Genomic DNA, 17,889 nt, shown 5'->3' with positions numbered 1-17,889 from the left:
GGTCCGGTCTAGTAGGACTTCGGCAGGCCCAGCGTCTGGTGCGAGACGTAGTTCAGGATCATCTCGCGGCTGACCGGGGCGATCCGGGCCACCCGGGACGCGGTGATCAGGGACGCGAGGCCGTATTCGCGGGTCAGGCCGTTGCCGCCGAGGGTGTGCACGGCCTGGTCGACCGCCTTCACGCACGCCTCCCCGGCCGCGTACTTCGCCATGTTCGCCGCCTCGCCCGCCCCGATGTCGTCGCCCTCGTCGTAGAGCCGGGCCGCCTTCTGCATCATCAGGCGCGACAGCTCCAGGTCGATGTGCGCGGTGGCGAGCGGGTGCGCGATGGCCTGGTGGGAGCCGATGGGCTCCTTCCAGACCTGGCGGGTACGGGCGTACTCGACGGCCCGGGAGAGGGCGAAGCGGCCCATCCCGATGCCGAACGCCGCCGTCATGATCCGTTCGGGGTTGAGCCCGGCGAAGAGCTGGAGCAGGCCCGCGTCCTCGTCGCCGACGAGCGCGTCGGCGGGCAGGCGTACGTCGTCCAGGACGAGTTCGAACTGCTTCTCGGGGGCGTGGAGTTCCATGTCGATCTGGTTGCGGCCGAAGCCCTCGGCGTCGCGCGGGACGATGAACAGGCAGGGCTTCAGCTTCCCGGAGCGGGCGTCCTCGGTGCGGCCGACGATCAGCGTGGCGTCGGCTATGTCGACGCCGGAGACGAAGACCTTGCGGCCGGTGAGGCGCCAGTCGTCGCCGTCGCGGCGGGCGGTGGTGGTGATGCGGTGCGAGTTGGAGCCCGCGTCCGGTTCGGTGATGCCGAAGGCCATGGTGAGGCTGCCGTCGGCGAGGCCCGGCAGCCACGTCCGCTTCTGCTCCTCCGTGCCGAAGCGGGCGATGACCGTGCCGCAGATCGCGGGCGACACGATCATCATCAGCAGCGGCGAGCCGGCCGCACCCAACTCCTCCAGCACGATGGAGAGTTCGGCCATGCCGCCGCCCCCGCCGCCGTACTCCTCGGGAAGGTTCACCCCGAGGTAGCCAAGCTTCGCGGCCTCCGCCCACAGCTCGTCGGTGTGGTGGCCCTCGCGGATGACGGTGGTCATGTAGTCGCGCCCGTACCGCTTTCCGAGGGCGGCGACGGCTGAGCGCAGGGCCTGGTGCTCTTCGGTTTCGAGGGCGGTGCGTGCGGTGCTCATGCGGTCTCCTCCGGTACGGGAACGGGTACGGGGGCGGCGGCCGGGTCCTCCTGGACCACGGCGAGCAGCGCGCCGACCTCGACCTGGTGGCCGGGGGCGGCGTGCAGGGCGGTGAGGGTGCCGGTGGCGGGGGCGAGGATGCGGTGCTCCATCTTCATCGCCTCCAGCCAGATCAGCGGCTGCCCGGCCTCGACGGGAACCCCGGCGGCCAGGCCCTCCGCGAGGCGGACGACGGTCCCGGGCATCGGGGCGAGCAGGGAGCCGGGGGCGGTGTGGGCGGCGGGGTCGGTGAAGCGGGGCAGGGCGGTGAAGGTGTGCGAGGCGCCGGTGGTGTCCACGTGGATCCGGTCGCCGTGGGCGCTGATGGCGAAGTGCCGGGTGACGCCGCCGACTTCGAGGGCGACACGGTCGGGTGCGGCGGTCAGGACCCGGATGCCGGGGGCGTCGTGCGGTTCCGGGGTGCCGGTGCGTCCGGAGCGGTAGGCGACCTCGTGTTCGGTCCCGTCGGGTTCGCTTCGGTAGCGCTTGCGCTGGGGACCCGAGGGCACGTTGCGCCAGGCCCCGAAGCGGGTGGGGGCCGGTCCGCCGGGTGCGGTGGTGTTGCGTACGGCCGAGGCCAGGGCGGCGGCGAGGGCGGCGGTGGCGGGGTCGCCGGATCCCGGTGCGGTCAGGGCGGCCAGGTGCCGGTCGTAGAACCCGGTGTCCAGGCGCGCCGCCGCGAAGTCCGGGTGGCGCAACGACCGTACGAGCAGCTCGCGGTTGGTGACCGGCCCGTGGATCCGGGCCCGCTCCAGCGCGCGGGCCAGCAGCCGGACGGCCTCGGCGCGGGTCGGGGCGTGGGCGATGACCTTGGCGAGCATCGGGTCGTAGTGCACGCCGATGGTGTCGCCGCCGGTGTATCCGGTGTCCAGGCGCAGGCCCGGCGCGTCCGGCACCTCCAGTGCGTGCAGGGCCCCGGTCTGCGGCTGCCAGTCGCGGGCCGGGTCCTCGGCGTAGAGCCTGGCCTCGACCGCGTGGCCGGACGGCTGCGGGGGCTCGGGGGCCGGCAGCGGTTCGCCTTCCGCCACCCGTAGTTGCAGGGCGACCAGGTCGATCCCGAACACGGCTTCCGTGACCGGGTGTTCGACCTGGAGGCGGGTGTTCATCTCCAGGAAGTACGGGCGGCCGTCGGCGGAGACCAGGAACTCCACGGTGCCCGCGCCCCGGTAGTCCACGGCACGGGCCGCCGCCACCGCCGCTTCGTGGAGCCGGGTGCGCAGGGCCTCGTCCAGGCCGGGGGCCGGGGCCTCCTCGATGACCTTCTGGTGGCGGCGCTGGAGCGAGCAGTCGCGGGTGCCGAGCGCCCACACGGCGCCGTGCTCGTCGGCCATCACCTGGACCTCGACATGCCGGCCGCGTTCCACGTACGGCTCGGCGAAGACCTCGCCGTCACCGAAGGCCGACGCCGCCTCGGCGGCGGCCGCCAGCAACTCACCTGGCAGCGCACCGAGTTCGCGGACGATCCGCATGCCGCGGCCACCGCCGCCGGAGGCCGCCTTGAGCAGCAGCGGCAGAGCGTCCTCGCCCGCCGTCGCCGGGTCCACCGGGGCGAGCAGCGGCACCCCGGCCCCGGCCATCAGCTCCTTGGCCCGGGTCTTGGACGCCATCAGCTCGATGGCCTTCACCGGCGGGCCCACCCAGACGAGTCCCGCGTCCTGCACGGCGGCGGCGAAGGCGGCGTTCTCGGAGAGGAAGCCGTAGCCGGGGTGCACGGCGTCCGCCCCGGCGGCCAGCGCGGCGGCCACGACGAGGTCGCCGCGCAGATAGGTGTCGGCGGGCGCGGCCCCCGGCAGCCGTACGGCGAGGTCCGCCTCCCGTACGTGCAGGGCCTCGGCGTCCGCGTCGGAGTACACAGCGACCGTGGTGATGCCCAGGTCGCGGCAGGTGCGGAAGATCCGGCAGGCGATCTCGCCCCGGTTGGCGACGAGCAACGTGGTGATGGTCATCTGGGCCTCACATCCGGAAGACGCCGAAGCCGCCGCGGGCGCCCTCGACCGGTGCGGTGTGGATCGCGGACAGGCACATGCCGAGGACGGTCCGGGTGTCGCGCGGATCGATGACCCCGTCGTCGTACAGCCGCCCGGACAGGAACATCGGCAGCGACTCCGACTCGATCTGCTGCTCCACCATGGCGCGCAGTCCGGCGTCGGCCTCGTCGTCGTACGGCTGCCCCTTCGCCGCCGCCGAGGCGCGGGCGACGATCGACAGCACACCCGCGAGCTGCTGCGGGCCCATGACGGCGGACTTGCTGCTGGGCCAGGCGAAGAGGAAGCGCGGGTCGTAGGCGCGGCCGCACATGCCGTAGTGCCCGGCCCCGTACGAGGCGCCCATCAGGACCGACAGGTGCGGGACCTTCGAGTTCGCCACCGCGTTGATCATCATCGCGCCGTGCTTGATGATGCCGCCCTGCTCGTACTCCTTGCCGACCATGTAGCCGGTGGTGTTGTGGAGGAAGAGGAGCGGGATGTCGCGCTGGTTGGCGAGCTGGATGAACTGGGCGGCCTTCTGCGACTCCTCGCTGAACAGCACCCCTTGGGCGTTGGCGAGGATCCCGACCGGATAGCCGTGCAGCCGCGCCCACCCCGTCACCAGGCTCGTCCCGTACAGCGGCTTGAACGCGTCGAAGTCCGAGCCGTCGACCAGCCGGGCGATGACCTCGCGCGGGTCGAACGGCACCTTCAGATCGCCCGGCACGATGCCCAGCAGCTCGTCCTCGTCATACTTCGGCGGCTCGGCGGGGCCGGGATCGGTGTGCGCCTTGCGCCAGTTGAGGCGGGCGACGATACGGCGGGCCTGGCGGATCGCGTCCTGCTCGTCGACGGCGAAGTGGTCGGCGAGCCCGGAGGTACGGGCGTGCATCTCGGCCCCGCCGAGCGATTCGTCGTCGCTCTCCTCGCCGGTGGCCATCTTCACCAGGGGCGGTCCGCCGAGGAAGACCTTGGACCGCTCCTTGATCATCACGGTGTGGTCGGACATGCCGGGGACGTACGCGCCGCCGGCCGTCGAGTTGCCGAACACGACGGCCACGGTGGGGATTCCGGCGGCGGAGAGCCGGGTGAGGTCCCGGAACAGCGCCCCGCCCGGGATGAAGATCTCCTTCTGGGACGGCAGATCGGCCCCGCCCGACTCCACCAGGCTGATGACGGGGAGCCGGTTGGCGAAGGCGATCTCGTTGGCGCGCAGGGCCTTCTTCAGCGTCCAGGGGTTGGAGGCTCCGCCGCGTACGGTCGGGTCGTTGGCGGTGATCAGGCACTCGACGCCCGCCACCACCCCGATCCCGGTGACGAGCGAGGCCCCGACCGCATAGTCGCTGCCCCAGGCGGCCAGCGGCGACAGCTCCAGGAACGGGGTGTCGGGGTCGACGAGCAGCTCGATCCGCTCGCGCGCCGGGAGCTTTCCGCGCTTGCGGTGCCGGGTCGCATACTTCTCGCCGCCGCCCGCGAGCGCCTTGGCGTGCTCGGTCTCCAGCTCGGCGAGCTTGGCCAGCAGGGTGGCCCGATTCGCCGCGTAATCGCGGCTGTTGGTGTCGAGCGCGGTGGGCAGGACGGTCATGCGGTCACCTCCGGGAGGGGGACGCCTTCCAGCAGCGGTACGGGGACGGGCAGCCACCGGGACCGCAGCCACTCCCCCACCGCCTTGGCCTGCGGGTCGAACCGGGCCTGGGCGGCGACGCCCTCGCCCAGGAGGCCGTGGACGGTGAAGTTCAGGGCGCGCAGGTTGGGCAGGACATGGCGGACGACGGTCAAGTGGGCGGTCTCCGGCAGGAGTTCCTTGAACCGCTCGACGGTCAGCTCGTGCGCCAGCCACCGCCAGGCGTCCTCGCCGCGCACCCAGACGCCGACGTTGGCGTCACCGCCCTTGTCGCCGCTGCGCGCGCCCGCGATCAGTCCGAGCGGGACGCGCCGGGTGGGAGCGGTGGAGGGGTACGGATCGGGCAGCGGCGGCTCCTCGACCTCGGTCAACTCCTGTGTGAGCGCCGGAGGTTCGAGGACCAGTCGGCGTCCGTCCGGCAGCACGGCGGTGTGCTCGACATCGCCCGCCGGTACGGGCCGGGCCTCGAACACCCCGTAGGGCGCGCCCTTTCCGGGCGGGGCGGTGACATGGAAGCCCGGGTAGCTGCCGAGGGCCAGCTCCACGGCGGCCCCGGAGACGGCCCGGCCGACCGCTTCGGCGTCCTGGTCGCGGACGACGAGCCGGAGCAGCGCGCTGGCCCGCTCCTCGGTGTCGGCGTCGGGGTGGTCGGTACGGGCCAGCTCCCAGCGCACCTCGGCGGGCGGGCGGGTGCCGCCGCGTTCCAGGGCGTCGGCGAACTGGGCCTTCACCAGGTCCGCCTTGGCCTCGATGTCCAGGCCGGTGAGGACGAACACGACCTCGTTGCGCCAGCCGCCGAGCCGGGTGAGCCCGGCCTTGAGGGTGGGCGGCGGGGCCTCGCCGCGTACGCCGTCGATCCTGACCCGGTCCGGGCCGTCGGCCGTGAGCCTCACGGTGTCGAGGCGGGCGGTGACGTCGGGGCCCGCGTACCGGGCTCCGCCGGTCTCGTACAGGAGTTGGGCGGTGACGGTGGAGAGGTCGACGACCCCGCCCGTACCGTCGTGCTTGGTGATGACGGACGAGCCGTCGGCGTGGATCTCGGCGAGCGGGAAGCCGGGGCGGCGGAGGCGGGCGGGGTCGTGCTCGCCGAAGAAGGCGTGGTTGCCGCCGGTCGCCTGCGTACCGCACTCCAGGACATGCCCGGCGACCACGGCGCCCGCGAGCGCGTCCAGGTCGTCCGGGCCCCAGCCGAAGTGGGCGGCGGCGGGCCCGGTGACCAGGGCCGCGTCGGTGACCCGGCCGGTGACGACGACATCGGCCCCGGCCCGCAGACAGGCGGTGATCCCGGAGCCGCCGAGGTAGGCGTTGGCGGTGAGGAAGCCGTCCGGCACGGGCAGGCTGTCGCCCTCGACATGCGCGACGGTGACGGGCACGCCGACCTTGGCCGCCAACGTCCGTACGGCGTCGGCGAGTCCGGCCGGGTTGAGGCCGCCCGCGTTGGCGACGATCTTCACCCCGCGCTCGTGGGCGAGGCCGAGCCCTTCCTCCAACTGGCGCAGGAAGGTGGTGGCGTAGCCCTTCTCCGGGTCCTTGAGGCGGCTGCGGCCGAGGATGAGCATGGTCAGCTCGGCGAGATAGTCGCCGGTGAGGACGTCGAGAGGGCCGCCGGTGAGCATCTCGCGCAGCGCGTCGAAGCGGTCGCCGTAGAAGCCGGAGGCGTTGCCGATCCGGAGGGGCGCGGGAACGGGGGCGATCATCGGTCACCTCGTCCGGCCTGCTCCGCGCGGGGCAGCCGGCCCGGTCCGGGAGGTCCGGCGAAGGCCTGGGCGATGGAGAGCCACTGATCGGCCTCGCGCCCCTCGGCGGTGACCGCGAGGTCGGACCGGTGGGCGCGCTGGGTGACCAGGAGGCAGAAGTCGAGGAGCGGCCCGGTGACGCGCTGGGCCGCGTCCTCCGGCCCGTACGCGATCATCTCGCCGTCCGGGGTGCGGAGTTCGACGCGGAACTCGACCTCGGGGGCGGTGATGCCGCGTACCGCGTAGGCGTAGTTCCGGGCCCGTACGCCGATCCGCGCCACATGCCGGAGCCGGGCGGTGGGGGCCCGGGTCACGCCGAGGGCGTCGGCGATGTCCTGGCCGTGCGCCCAGGTCTCCATGAGCCGGGCGGTCGCCATGGACGCCACGCTCATCGGCGGCCCGTACCAGGGGATCCGGGTCCCGTCCGGGGCGTCGCGGAGAACCTTGTCGAGCCGCTGCCGGCCCTCCCGCCAGCGAGCCAGCAGGGCGTCCGGGGCGTGGGCGGCGACCAGGGCGTCGGCCGCCTCGTCGACGAAGGAGTCGGGCGCGGCCAGGGCCCTGGTCACCTCGTCGCCGAACCGGTCCGGCTCGGTGGCCGCCAGCAGCGCGACCTCGTCGGTCCAGCTGAGATGGGCGATCTGGTGGGCCACGGTCCACCGCTCGGCGGGCGTGGGGCCGCGCCAGCCCGGGGCGTCCAACTCCCGCACGAGCTCGTCGAGTTCATCGCTCTCTTCGCGCAGATCGTCGATCACGGCTACGACAGCGGACACGTGCGCTCCCCTCGGGACCGGGTGTGGTGCCCAGGAGCATGGCAGCGCCCCAGGAAACAATCAAGCACGCTTGCATGATTTTCTGCCCGCAGACCGCCGGGACGACGCCCACCGCGCCGCCCACCGCCCTGCCGCTCACTCGCCGCCGGTCACTCGCCGGCGGCCCCTCCAGGTTCGGTCACTCTCCGCCCATGGCAGCCTTCGCCATCCGCTCCGTCGTACTGGCCCCGTCGAGGGCCTCGCGCACGATGTCCGCGTGGCCGCTGTGGTGGGCGATCTCGCGGAACGCGTGCAGCAGGACGTGCCGGACGGTCCAGACGAGGGGCTCCGGCGGCGACCAGGGGTAGCGCGGCAGGGTGATCGCCCGGTCGAGATCGGGTTCGTCGCGGACGGCCCGGTCGAAGGCCTCCGCCCCGGCCCGGAACGCGTCGAGGTGCCCGGCGAGGGTCTCGTCGTCGGTCATGCGGTTGCCGTCCGGATCGAGATCGGCCCAGCCGACCTCGGGGGCGGCGGTGCCGTCGATCACGGACAGCCGGCTGCGCTGCACCTCGGCGAGGTGCTTGACGAGGCCGCCGAGGGTCAGCTCGCTGACGGTCGACCGGGTGCGGGCCTGCTCGTCGGTGAGCCCGGCGACCGTGTAGAGGAAGTTGGTGCGCTGGTCGGCGACCATGGCCAGCAGGTCATCGCGTTCACGGGACTTCGGGGCGGTGCCGGTCGGTTCGGCGGGTTCCACGGATGACCTCCGGGGGTGCGGGGCGGGGGCGATGGCTCGATCCGGCGACTCTAGGGCCGGGCACCGTACGGACGAAGGCATTCCGGCGGCGGCGCGGCCGTGGTGCGCGTTAGCCTCCGTCGATGACTGCCGAAACCCGCCCGGTGACCGTCCGGTTCGACGCGGACCAGCTGGTCCTGGAGCTCCGCCACGACGCCGAAGGCGCCTACTACGCCTTCCCCGACGGCCGCTCCGGGGCCTCCGGCGCACCGTGCGTCGCCCTGTCCCTGGCGGAGGCCGTCCATGCGCGCATCCGGCCGGCCGGTACCGCGGAAACGGTCCTGCGCTCCTGGGCGGAAGGCACGGCCCCATCGGGTCCGGTGGCCCTGGACGATCCCGCGGCCGTTCCGCCGGTACGGGTACGGGCCGGGGCGGTCGTCATCCGCGACGGGGCCATGCTGCTGATCCGCTTCGAGGAGGACGGCGCCCCCTACTACGAGATTCCGGGCGGCGGTGTCGAGGAGGGCGAGACCCCGGAGGAGGCCGTCGTACGCGAGCTCGACGAGGAGACCGGCCTGACCGGGACCGTCGGGCCCGAGGTGGCCCGGGTGTGGAAGGGCGGGCGGCACGAGCACTACTTCCTCGTCTCCGCCACCGGCGAGGTCGGCGCACCGGAGACGCTGGACAACTACGGCGGCGCCCCGGCCTGGATACCGCTGGAGCAGCTGCCCGACACCCCGCTGTGGCCCCGCCGGCTGTCCTGGCGCATCGAGCACTGGCACCGGACGGGGTGGCCGGACCGCCCGGCCGAACTGGCCGACTCGATCACCGACCTCGACCGGCCGTGCGAGTGGTGAGGGCGCACGCTCGATCGCGCCCCTTACCACCCTGCCCTACGTAGGGCAGGGTGGTAAATTGGACAGCATGATAAAGACGACCGTGTACCTTCCGGACGAATTGGAAGTGCGACTGGACGCCGAGTCGTCCGCGACCGGCGTCAGCAAGGCCGAGCTCATCCGGCGCGGCATCGCCATGCTGCTGGACAGCGCCGAGCGGCCGAAGCACAGCCGTGAGCTGCCCGTCTTCGACAGCGGACGCTCCCGTACGCCCGACGAGATGGACAGCTCCGTCTACGAGCACATCAAGGAACGGGCCGCACGCCGTTGATCATCGTCGCCGACACCTCGGCCCTCTACGCCGCGTTCGACGCCGCCCAGACCGAGCACGCCGCAGCGGCGAAGATCCTGGAGTACGAGCGGCTGGCGATCTCCCCGCTCGTCGTCACCGAACTGGATCACCTGGTCCACCGCGACCTGGGGTTCCCGGCGGCCCTGCAGGTGATGGAGGCGCTGAACTCCCGCATGGACGATGGGCAGTACCGTCTCGCCGAGCTCAAGCTCACGGACCTGCACACCGCCCATGAGGTCCGGCGGAAGTACGAAGGGCTACGGCTCGACCTGGCCGACGCCGTCGGAGTGGTCCTGGCCGACCGCTACCGAACAGATCGCATCTTCACCCTGGACCAGCGCGACTTCCGCGCGATGTCACCGCTGACCCCTGGACTGGACTCCTTCCGGATCCTGCCCGCCGACGGCTGAAGGCCGGCCCGCACCCGGCCGTCAGGGACGGCTCACGGTTCGCGGCGGCCCGTCCGGCTGCGTACCGCGCCGATGCTGGCACCGATGACGAGGGCGATGGCGAGGGCGTCCGTCGTGGAGAGGGCCTGGTCCAGGATCAGGAAGCCCGCTCCGGCGGCGATGGCCGGCTCCAGGCTCATCATCACGGCGAACGTGGGCGCGGGCAGCCGGCGCAGGGCCATCAGCTCCAGGGTGTACGGGAGGACCGAGCTGAGGACCGCCACCGCCGCGCCGAGCGCCACGGTGGACGGGACCGTCAGCTTCGCCCCGGACTCGATGATGCCGAGCGGCAGCGAGAGGACCGCGGCGACCACCATCGCCAGCGCCAGACCGTCCGCCTGCGGGAAGCGGCGGCCGGTGCGGGCGCTGAACACGATGTACGCCGCCCACATCGCCCCGGCCCCCAGGGCGAACGCCGCGCCGAGCGGGTCGAGGCGGTCGAAGCCGCCGCCGCCCAGCAGGACGACGCCGACGAGGGCGAGGCCGGCCCAGAGCGCGTTGATCAGGCGGCGGGAGGCGAACACCGAGAGGGCGAGCGGGCCCAGCACCTCCAGGGTGACGGCGATGCCGAGCGGGATCCGGTCCAGCGCCAGGTAGAACAGGGTGTTCATGCCGCCCATCGCGACGCCGAAGGCGAGCACCGTGCCCCAGTCGGCACGCGAGTGGCCGCGCAGCTTGGGCCGGCAGATCACCAGCAGGATCAGCGCGGCGGCGGCCAGCCGCAGGGTGACGACGCCCAGCGCTCCCGCCTTGGGCATCAGGAGCGCCGCGACGGCCGAGCCGAACTGGACGGACAGGCCGCCCGCGACCACCAGCACGATCGGCATCAGCGCCGCCCGGCGCCCGGCCCCGGTCCGCCCGGCGGCGGGCGTGCCCGTGCCGCCCGTACCGGTGCCTTCGAGTGCCGTCGCCGCTTCGGGTACGGCGACGGCTGCGGCGGCCGGTTCGGCGGCGCTGCGCTGGTCGTTCACGGGGGACCTTCCAAAGGAACAGGGGCACGATGGCTCAGTACACTGTAATGGACCGGACAGTACGGGAAGCCGCACTCTGCCGCCAGCGGTTTTCCTTCACCGTATGGACGCCCGCGCGTTCCGTGAAATACCGATCACGCTCTCGTTATGCTCACCACGCATGAACGAGGGACCCTCCACCGGCCGCCCCATGGAACTCCGGCATCTGCGGGCCTTCCTCGCGGTCGCCGATGAGCTCAACATCACGCGCGCCGCCGCCCGCCTCCGGCTCACCCAGCCCGCCGTCTCCCGCACCCTCGCGGCGCTGGAACGGCACCTGGGCGTCCGGCTCGTCGACCGTTCCACCCACCACCTCGCCCTGACCCCCGACGGCGTCGCCTTCCGCGACAAGGCCGCCGCCGCGGTCGCCGCCTTCGACGAGGCGCTGGCCCCCGGGCGGCTGCGCACCTGGCCGCTGCGGCTCGGCCACGCCTGGTCCGCGTTCGGGCCGTACACCACACCGCTGCTGCGGACCTGGCAGGAGCGCCACCCGGGAACCCCGCTGGAACTCCTGCGGATCGACGACCGCACCGCCGGTCTGACCCGGGGCGAGGTCGACGCGGCGCTGTTGCGGGGGCCCGTGGACGCGCCGGGGCTCGTCACGGAGGTGCTGTTCACCGAGGTCCGGGTGGCGGCGGTGACCGCGGACGGGCCGCTCGCGGGACGCGCCTCGCTCGCCCTCGCGGACCTCGCGGACGGACCCGTCGTCCTGAACACCGTCTCCGGCACCACGACCGTCGGCCTCTGGCCGCCGCACGCCCGCCCGGCCACCACCCTCACCGTGGGCAACACCGACGACTGGCTCACCGCCATCGCCGCCGGACGCGGCAGCGGGGTCTCCACCGCATCGACCGCGGCTCTGCACCCGCACACCGGGGTCGCCTACGTCCCGCTCGACGACGCCCCGGGCGTCCCGGTCCTCCTCGCCCGCCGCGACGCCCCCGGCCACCCGGCCCTCCCCCAACTGGCCGCACTGGCACGCGAGATCATCGCGAGCGGCCCGTAAGTGCGCGACCAGCGCGGTGAGACGCACGACTCCCCCGGGAATTTCCCCGCCGCTGCCTCCTGTTGGGAGGACACACGAGACAGCGGAAGCATCAGGGGGAGAGAGCCATGGCGTACGACATCGCCGTCCACGGAACGGTGGCCGAGGGTTTCGAGGGCGTACGGGAGGAGTTCGCCGCCGTCCTGGCCGAGGAGACCGCCGAGCCCGGCGCGCAGCTCGCCGCGTACCTGGACGGCCGGCCGGTGGTGGACCTCTGGGCGGGGGACGGCATCACGGGCGACGCGCTGACCGCCGTCTTCTCCTCGACCAAGGGCGCGGCCCATCTGGTGGTCGCCCTGCTCGTGCAGGACGGGGTCCTGGACCTGGACCGGCGTATCACCGCCTACTGGCCGGAGTTCACCGGCGGCGGCAAGGAGCGGCTGACCCTGCGCGATGTGCTCGCGCACAGCGCCGGACTGATCGGCGCCGACGACGGGTTCACCCTCGACGAGCTGGCCGACGACCGGCTGATAGCCGCCCGTCTTGCGGGGCAGCGCCCGCACTGGGAGCCGGGCACGGCCTTCGGGTACCACGCGCTGACCATCGGCGCGCTCACCGGCGAGGTGGTGCGCCGGGTGACGGGCCGTTCGGTCCAGGAGCTCTTCGAGGAGCGGGTCCGCGCCCCGTACGGTCTCGGCTTCCACCTCGGTCTGCCCGAGGCGCTGGAGCCGCGGTACGTGCCGATCCGCCCGCTGGTCCCCACCCCCGAGCAGCTCGCGGAGCTCCAGGCGAACGACGCGGGCCCCGACAGCCTCACCGCCATCGCCTTCAGCGCCGGGGCCAAGCCCCCGATCGACCTGGTGGACCTCGTCAACTCCCGTACGACACGGGCGCTGAGCCCCGCCTCGGTGGGCGGCGTCGCCAACGCGCGCGGTCTCGCGGGGATGTACGCGGCGGCCGTGGGCGGCCTGGACGGCGCGGCGCCGCTGCTCAAGCCGGAGACGCTCGCCGAGTTCGGCCGGCCGCATCTGCTCGGCACCGACCTGGTGACCGGCACGGTCGACGGCTTCGGCCTCGGCTTCGAACGGGTGCGGCAGTCCTATCCGTTCCTGGGCGAGGGCTCGATCGGCCATGCCGGGGCCGCCGGTTCGCAGTCCTTCGCGGACCCGGTGAACAAGGTGGCGTACGGATACACACGGCGCACCTGGGCCTACCCGGGCGGCGCGGCGCCCGAGAACGCCCGTCTGGCACAGGCCGTGATCCGTGCGGTGGAGGCGGTGCGCTGAGGCCGGGGCCGGCCGGGCGGGCGGGCGTTCCCGGCTCCCGTCCGCTCAGCCGGCGACCGGAGTGCCGTGCGGGTGGTCCAGGAGGGCGAGGCCCTTCGGGGTGACGGTGTGCAGGACGTGCCGGCCCCGGCGGACGCTCAGGAGCAGGCCCGATCCGCGCAGCACCGCCGTGTGCTGGCTGACGGCGGCCGGGGAGATGCCGAGCCGTCGGGCGAGGTCGCCGGTCGTGCGCCCGTTCACGACGTCTTCCAGGACGGCGGCGCGGGTGCAGCCCATGAGCGCTCCCAGCCCGCCGCCACGACCGTCCGGGCCGCCCGCACCGCAGGGCGTGTCCCGGTCCGCCGCCCAGCCGAGGGTGTGCTCGACCGGGTAGACGATGACCGGTGTCAGCTCCTCGCAGGCCAGCGTGATCGGCGTCCGTACACAGAAGAAGGACGGTTGCAGCAGCAGTCCCCGTCCCTCCAGCCGCAGGTCCCGGTCGACGGGGTAGTCGGCCTCCAGCACCGGGGGCCGCCACCGCAGCACCGGACGCAGGCTCTGCAGCAGCCCTTCCGTGCCCCCGCTCAGCACCGCCCGGGCCCGGACCGTCAGGTCGGCGTCGAGCCGCTCCCGGATCCGCGGTCCGAACGGCGCCAGCGCCTGTCGGTGGTAGCCGAGCAGCGCCTCGCCCAGCCGGCGCAGGTCCTGCGGTCTCCCGTCGGCGAGCGCCCGGGTCTCGGCGGGCAGCGGCCGTGACCGGGGGCGCGCGGCGGCGAGCCGCCGCAGATCGCCGCGCAGCACGGCCCGGGGGGTGCCGAGCACGGTGTCGACCGCGTGCGGCAGGTCGAGGTCGCCGCGCAGGTCGGGGGTGAGGAAGTCCGGGAAGAAGCCGCGCGGCGGAAGCAACGGGCCCAGGGGCCGGATGGCCGGAGGTGGCCGGTGCAGGACGCGTCGGCGCCAGTCGCCGAACACCAGCGGCTTCGCCCCGGTGAGCAGCACATGGAAGCTGTTGACGATCTCCCACAGCGGATCGGGGCCCGTGGCGACGCGGACGCGTGCGATGTCCTCGGTGGTGAAGTGCACCCGCAGCAAGGGAATCTCCTCTGACGACGGTGGTTCACGCGAGGAGACACCAGAGCCCGCCGAAGCGCTGCGGCACGTACGACCCCCCGTGGTCGGACCGGCCCTATCACCCTCGGTTCCCGCCACGACGGCAACAAGCGGAAGTCTCGGGAATGTCCGAAAAGTATGCCCTCGTCGGCACTTCTTCGACGCGCGGACCGCCCTGCCGACGCTCGTTTAAGCGGGAGCTTCACCGTGTGGCGCGGACCGCGCCCGCGCCGACACCTTGGATGGCGTACGGGGCACGGGGAAGCACCGACACTCCCGTACACACCGGCGTGCGGAGCTCGCGCGCCGTCGTCCGACAGGGGGATTCACACATGCGCAAGCACCGTTCGACCCTCGGCGCCCTCGGCGCCCTGTCCATCGTGCTGCTGGCACCGTTCGTCGGCACCGCCCAGGCCGCCGCACCCACCGACCGGGGTGCGGGCGAGCAGATCCTGACCGCCCCGGCCGCGCCCGAGGGCGCGGAGACCGCGGCCGCCCGGGGAGCGGCCGCCGTGGCGCCGACCATCACCACCACCCCCAGCCCCGGCTATCAGCACGTGGATCCGGGCGGCACCTTCAGCTGCAGGGCCGGCAACCTCTGCACGGCGGTCTGGAACCCGACCAACTCGAAGTGGAAGATCTACTTCCTCTACACCTGCAAGCGGTACTACCTCGCCAACTGGGCGGGCACCGGCCCGTACTGGAACAAGCAGACCGGCACCCCGACGTCGACCTTCTACGGTCAGAGCGGCAACGCGATCAAGACCTTCAAGCCGTTCCCCGAGAAGCGGCAACAGGACTGGTCCCCCGTCTGGTCCATCCGTAACTGCTGATCACGCCGCATCAGTCGCCTCATGCGCCGGGCTCCAGCTCCTCCGCGACGGTCTCCGCGATGGCCTCAGCGATGACCTCCGCGAGGTGCCGGGCCCGGCGTCCGGCGAGCTGGTCGAGCTGGGTGCGGCAGGAGAAGCCGTCGGCGAGGAGTTCCGTACCGGGCCCCGCTTCCCTTACGGCGGGCAGCAGTTGCTCCTCCGCGCAGGCGGTGGACACCTCCCAGTGACCCTTCTCGAAGCCGAAGTTCCCGGCCAGTCCGCAGCAGCCGCCGCTGAGTTCGCCGGTCAGGCCCAGCCGGTCGCGCAGTCTGCGTTCCGCCGCGTCGCCGAGCACCGCGTGCTGGTGGCAGTGCGTCTGACCGGCGGCCGGCCGGTCCAGTCGGGGCGGGGTCCAGTCGGGGGCGTACTCCTCCAGATACTGGGCGAACGTCCGGACGGAAGAGGCGAGTTCGGCGGCGCGCGGGTCGTCGGGAAGCAGCTCGGGCAGGTCGGTGCGGAGCGTCGCGGCGCAGCTCGGCTCCAGGACGACGAGCGGGTGGCCGGGGAAGAGGCCGAGCCGGTCCAGGGTGCGGCGCATCACGCGGCGGGCCGCGTCGAGCTGGCCGGTCGACACGTAGGTGAGCCCGCAGCACAGTCCGGGGACGGGCGGCAGCACCGTACGCCCCGTCGCCTCCTCCAGCACCCGGACGGCCGCCCGGCCCACCTGCGGTGACAGATGCTCGGTGAAGGTGTCCGCCCAGAGGGCCACCACCCGGTCCGAGGAGAGGATGTGCGTCCCGCCGCCCTGGTGACGGCGCAGCCAACGGCTGTACGTCTCCGTCGCCAGGACCGGGATCGTGCGCTCGGGCGCGATCCCGGCCAGCCGTTTCGCGAGCGCGGCGAGCGGCCGCAGCCGGGCCAGGGCGTTGAGCGGGCGGGCGAACGGGGCGGCCGGCCGCAGCCACTGCGGGAGGCGGCCCATCGCGTAGTGGGCGGCGGGCCTGATCCTGCCCCGGTAGTGGTGGTGCAGGAACTCCGCCTTGTACGTGGCCATGTCGACGCCCACCGGGCAGTCGCTGCGACAGCCCTTGCAGGAGAGGCACAGGTCGAGCGCGTCCCGCACCTCCGTGCTCCGCCAGCCGTCCGTGATGACCTCGCCCGCCAGCATCTCGTGCAGCAGCCGGGCCCGGCCCCGGGTCGAGTGGGCCTCCTCGCCGGTCGCCCGGAAGGACGGGCACATGACGCCCGCGCCGCTCGCCTTCTCCGTACGGCACTTGGCGACGCCGACGCAGCGGCGGACCGCGCCCGCGAAGTCGCCGCCGTCCTGCGGGTAGCCGAACTCCACGTCCACCGGGCGTTTCGGCAGGACCGCGAAGCGCAGGTTCTCGTCGAGGCGGGCGGGGCGGGCGAGGATGCCCGGGTTCAGGCCGCCGTCCGGGTCCCACAGATCCTTGAACCGGCCGAAGAGGGCGACGAGTTCGTCTCCGTACATCCGGGGCAGCAGCTCCGCGCGCGCCTGGCCGTCGCCGTGTTCGCCGCTGAGGGAGCCGCCGTGCGCGACGACGAGGTCGGCCGTCTGCTCGGAGAACCGGCGGAAGCGGGCCACCCCTTCCGGGCTGATCAGGTCGAAGTCGATACGGACGTGGATGCAGCCGTCGCCGAAGTGGCCGTACGGGGTGCCGCGCAGGCCGTGTTCGGCGAGCAGCGCCCGGAAGTCGCGGAGGTACGCGCCGAGCCGGGCGGGCGGCACCGCGCAGTCCTCCCAGCCGGGCCAGGCCTCACTGCCGTCGGGCGTCCGGGTCGCGGTGCCGGCGGCGTCCTCGCGGATCCGCCACAGGGCCCGCTGCCCGGCCGGGTCCGTGACGACCGTGGCGTCCACGGCGTCGGCGGCCCGCAGGACGCGCTCGGCGTGCGCTCTCGCCTCGGCCGGGGTGCCGCCGCCGGTCTCGACGAACAGCCAGGCGGCCCCGCGCGGCAGCCCGGCGGACTCCCGTACGAGGTCGGCGGCCATGCCCTCGACGGTGAGCGGGCCGTACGGGAGGAGGCCCGGGGCGGCGTCGGCGGCGGCGGACTCGTCGGCGTAACCGAGGACGGCCAGGGCGCGGGCGCGCGGGGCCTCGACCAGGCGCACGGTGGCCTCGGTGACGACGCCGAGGGTGCCCTCGCTGCCGCAGAAGGCCCGGACCGGGTCGGGGCCGCCGGGGTGTTCGGGGAGCAGGGCGTCGAGCGCGTACCCGGAGATGCGGCGCGGCAGGTCGGGGTAGCCGGTGCGGAGGAGGGCGAGGTGGGAGGCGATCAGTTCGGTGACGCCTTCGGGGCCGTGGGCCGTCGCCCCGCGCGTGCCCCGGGCGCCTTCGGGGTGCTCGCCGCTCCCCTGCTCCAGACGCAGCGCCTCGCCGCCGTAGCGGACCACCGACAGCGCCCGCACGTTGTCCGCCGTCGTGCCCCAGGCCACCGAGTGCGCGCCGCAGGAGTTGTTGCCGATCATTCCGCCGAGGGTGCAGCGGCTGTGGGTGGAGGGGTCGGGGCCGAAGGTCAGGCCGTGGGGTGCGGCGGCGGCCCGCAGGTCGTCCAGGATCACTCCGGGCTGGACGACGGCGGTGCGGGCGGCGGGGTCCAGGTCGAGGACCGTGCGCAGATGGCGGGTCAGATCGAGGACGAGGCCGGTGCCGGTGGCCTGTCCGGCGATGGACGTGCCGCCGCCGCGCGCCACGACCGGCACCCCGTGCTCCCGGCAGACGGCCAGGGCGGCGGCGATGTCGTCGGCGTCGCGCGGGGCGAGCACGCCGAGCGGAACGCGGCGGTGGTTGGAGGCGTCCATGGTCGTCAACGCCCGTGCGGTGGCCCCGAAGTCGCTCGTGCCGCGTACGGCGGAGCGGAGCGCGGCGACGAAAGCCGGGGAAGCAGCGGGGGAAGCCGGGGAAGCGGCGGGGGAAGGTCCGGTACGCGGTCGATGCTGTTCGGCCATTCCTTCAGCATGCCGTCGGTACAGGTGAACTCTTGGGATCCGCGCGGACGAAAGTGGGTAAGCCGCACAAAAAAGC

At 73.5% G+C, this 17,889-nt stretch carries 15 protein-coding genes; 6 read left to right on the top strand and 9 right to left on the bottom strand.

Annotated elements, in window-relative coordinates; genetic code table 11:
* Positions 1 to 8: 8 nt before the first annotated feature.
* The 6 genes from ACSMXR_RS21475 to ACSMXR_RS21450 form a co-directional block, all read right to left on the bottom strand.
* Positions 9 to 1,178 carry an acyl-CoA dehydrogenase family protein gene (locus ACSMXR_RS21475; RefSeq protein ID WP_137234781.1) on the bottom strand — a complete coding sequence of 390 codons (1,170 nt, stop codon included), beginning with the start codon at positions 1,176 to 1,178 and terminating at the stop codon, positions 9 to 11.
* Entirely contained in the window at positions 1,175 to 3,163 is a 1,989-nt protein-coding gene (locus ACSMXR_RS21470; RefSeq protein WP_473169696.1) for an acetyl/propionyl/methylcrotonyl-CoA carboxylase subunit alpha, read from the bottom strand. Before ACSMXR_RS21470 ends, ACSMXR_RS21475 begins: the two co-directional genes overlap by 4 nt.
* Before the next feature lie 7 nt (positions 3,164 to 3,170).
* Positions 3,171 to 4,769, bottom strand: a complete 1,599-nt coding sequence (locus ACSMXR_RS21465; RefSeq protein ID WP_473169695.1) for an acyl-CoA carboxylase subunit beta — start codon at positions 4,767 to 4,769, stop codon at positions 3,171 to 3,173.
* Positions 4,766 to 6,505, bottom strand: a complete 1,740-nt coding sequence (locus ACSMXR_RS21460; RefSeq protein WP_473169694.1) for an acyclic terpene utilization AtuA family protein — start codon at positions 6,503 to 6,505, stop codon at positions 4,766 to 4,768. The genes ACSMXR_RS21465 and ACSMXR_RS21460 overlap by 4 nt, the downstream gene beginning before the upstream one ends.
* A complete protein-coding gene (locus ACSMXR_RS21455; protein ID WP_473169693.1) occupies positions 6,502 to 7,314 on the bottom strand; it encodes a TIGR03084 family metal-binding protein in 813 nt (270 codons plus the stop codon). Before ACSMXR_RS21455 ends, ACSMXR_RS21460 begins: the two co-directional genes overlap by 4 nt.
* Positions 7,315 to 7,492: 178 nt before the next feature.
* Positions 7,493 to 8,047, bottom strand: a complete 555-nt coding sequence (locus ACSMXR_RS21450; protein ID WP_473169692.1) for a DinB family protein — start codon at positions 8,045 to 8,047, stop codon at positions 7,493 to 7,495.
* Positions 8,048 to 8,169: 122 nt separating this feature from the next.
* On the opposite strand from ACSMXR_RS21450, the gene ACSMXR_RS21445 reads away from it, so the two are divergent.
* From ACSMXR_RS21445 to ACSMXR_RS21435, 3 genes are all read left to right on the top strand, one after another.
* Complete coding sequence (locus tag ACSMXR_RS21445) at positions 8,170 to 8,883, top strand: NUDIX domain-containing protein (protein ID WP_473169691.1); 714 nt, start codon at positions 8,170 to 8,172, stop codon at positions 8,881 to 8,883.
* A 67-nt stretch (positions 8,884 to 8,950) separates the two neighbouring features.
* Complete coding sequence (locus tag ACSMXR_RS21440; protein ID WP_078611201.1) at positions 8,951 to 9,193, top strand: ribbon-helix-helix domain-containing protein; 243 nt, start codon at positions 8,951 to 8,953, stop codon at positions 9,191 to 9,193.
* Positions 9,190 to 9,624 (top strand): PIN domain-containing protein, encoded by a 435-nt coding sequence (locus tag ACSMXR_RS21435; protein ID WP_473169690.1) that lies wholly within the window; start codon positions 9,190 to 9,192, stop codon positions 9,622 to 9,624. Before ACSMXR_RS21440 ends, ACSMXR_RS21435 begins: the two co-directional genes overlap by 4 nt.
* A 32-nt stretch (positions 9,625 to 9,656) precedes the next feature.
* Here the strand turns inward: ACSMXR_RS21435 and ACSMXR_RS21430 are convergent, their stop codons facing one another.
* On the bottom strand, positions 9,657 to 10,634 hold the full coding sequence (locus ACSMXR_RS21430; RefSeq protein ID WP_137234776.1) for an EamA family transporter: 978 nt from the start codon (positions 10,632 to 10,634) through the stop codon (positions 9,657 to 9,659).
* Positions 10,635 to 10,794: 160 nt separating this feature from the next.
* Here ACSMXR_RS21430 and ACSMXR_RS21425 point away from each other — a divergent pair, with 160 nt between their 5' ends.
* Together ACSMXR_RS21425 and ACSMXR_RS21420 are read left to right on the top strand one after the other, a co-directional pair.
* A complete protein-coding gene (locus tag ACSMXR_RS21425; protein WP_473169689.1) occupies positions 10,795 to 11,679 on the top strand; it encodes a LysR family transcriptional regulator in 885 nt (294 codons plus the stop codon).
* Positions 11,680 to 11,786: 107 nt separating this feature from the next.
* Positions 11,787 to 12,944: a serine hydrolase domain-containing protein gene (locus tag ACSMXR_RS21420; protein WP_473169688.1), complete on the top strand. Its 1,158-nt coding sequence runs from the start codon at positions 11,787 to 11,789 to the stop codon at positions 12,942 to 12,944.
* Between the two features lie 45 nt (positions 12,945 to 12,989).
* Here ACSMXR_RS21420 and ACSMXR_RS21415 read toward each other — a convergent pair whose 3' ends face one another.
* A complete protein-coding gene (locus ACSMXR_RS21415; RefSeq protein ID WP_473172421.1) occupies positions 12,990 to 14,006 on the bottom strand; it encodes an ArsR/SmtB family transcription factor in 1,017 nt (338 codons plus the stop codon).
* Positions 14,007 to 14,365: 359 nt separating this feature from the next.
* Here ACSMXR_RS21415 and ACSMXR_RS21410 point away from each other — a divergent pair, with 359 nt between their 5' ends.
* Positions 14,366 to 14,866 (top strand): hypothetical protein, encoded by a 501-nt coding sequence (locus tag ACSMXR_RS21410; protein WP_473169687.1) that lies wholly within the window; start codon positions 14,366 to 14,368, stop codon positions 14,864 to 14,866.
* Positions 14,867 to 14,885: 19 nt separating this feature from the next.
* On the opposite strand, the gene ACSMXR_RS21405 is transcribed toward ACSMXR_RS21410, so the two are convergent.
* Positions 14,886 to 17,813: an FAD-binding and (Fe-S)-binding domain-containing protein gene (locus tag ACSMXR_RS21405; protein ID WP_473169686.1), complete on the bottom strand. Its 2,928-nt coding sequence runs from the start codon at positions 17,811 to 17,813 to the stop codon at positions 14,886 to 14,888.
* Between the last annotated feature and the right edge of the window lie 76 nt (positions 17,814 to 17,889).

The organism is Streptomyces sp. DSM 106670 (assembly GCF_055792845.1).
Note: the sequence above shows the minus strand (reverse complement) of the source record. Positions and strands in the feature narration are given on the sequence as shown.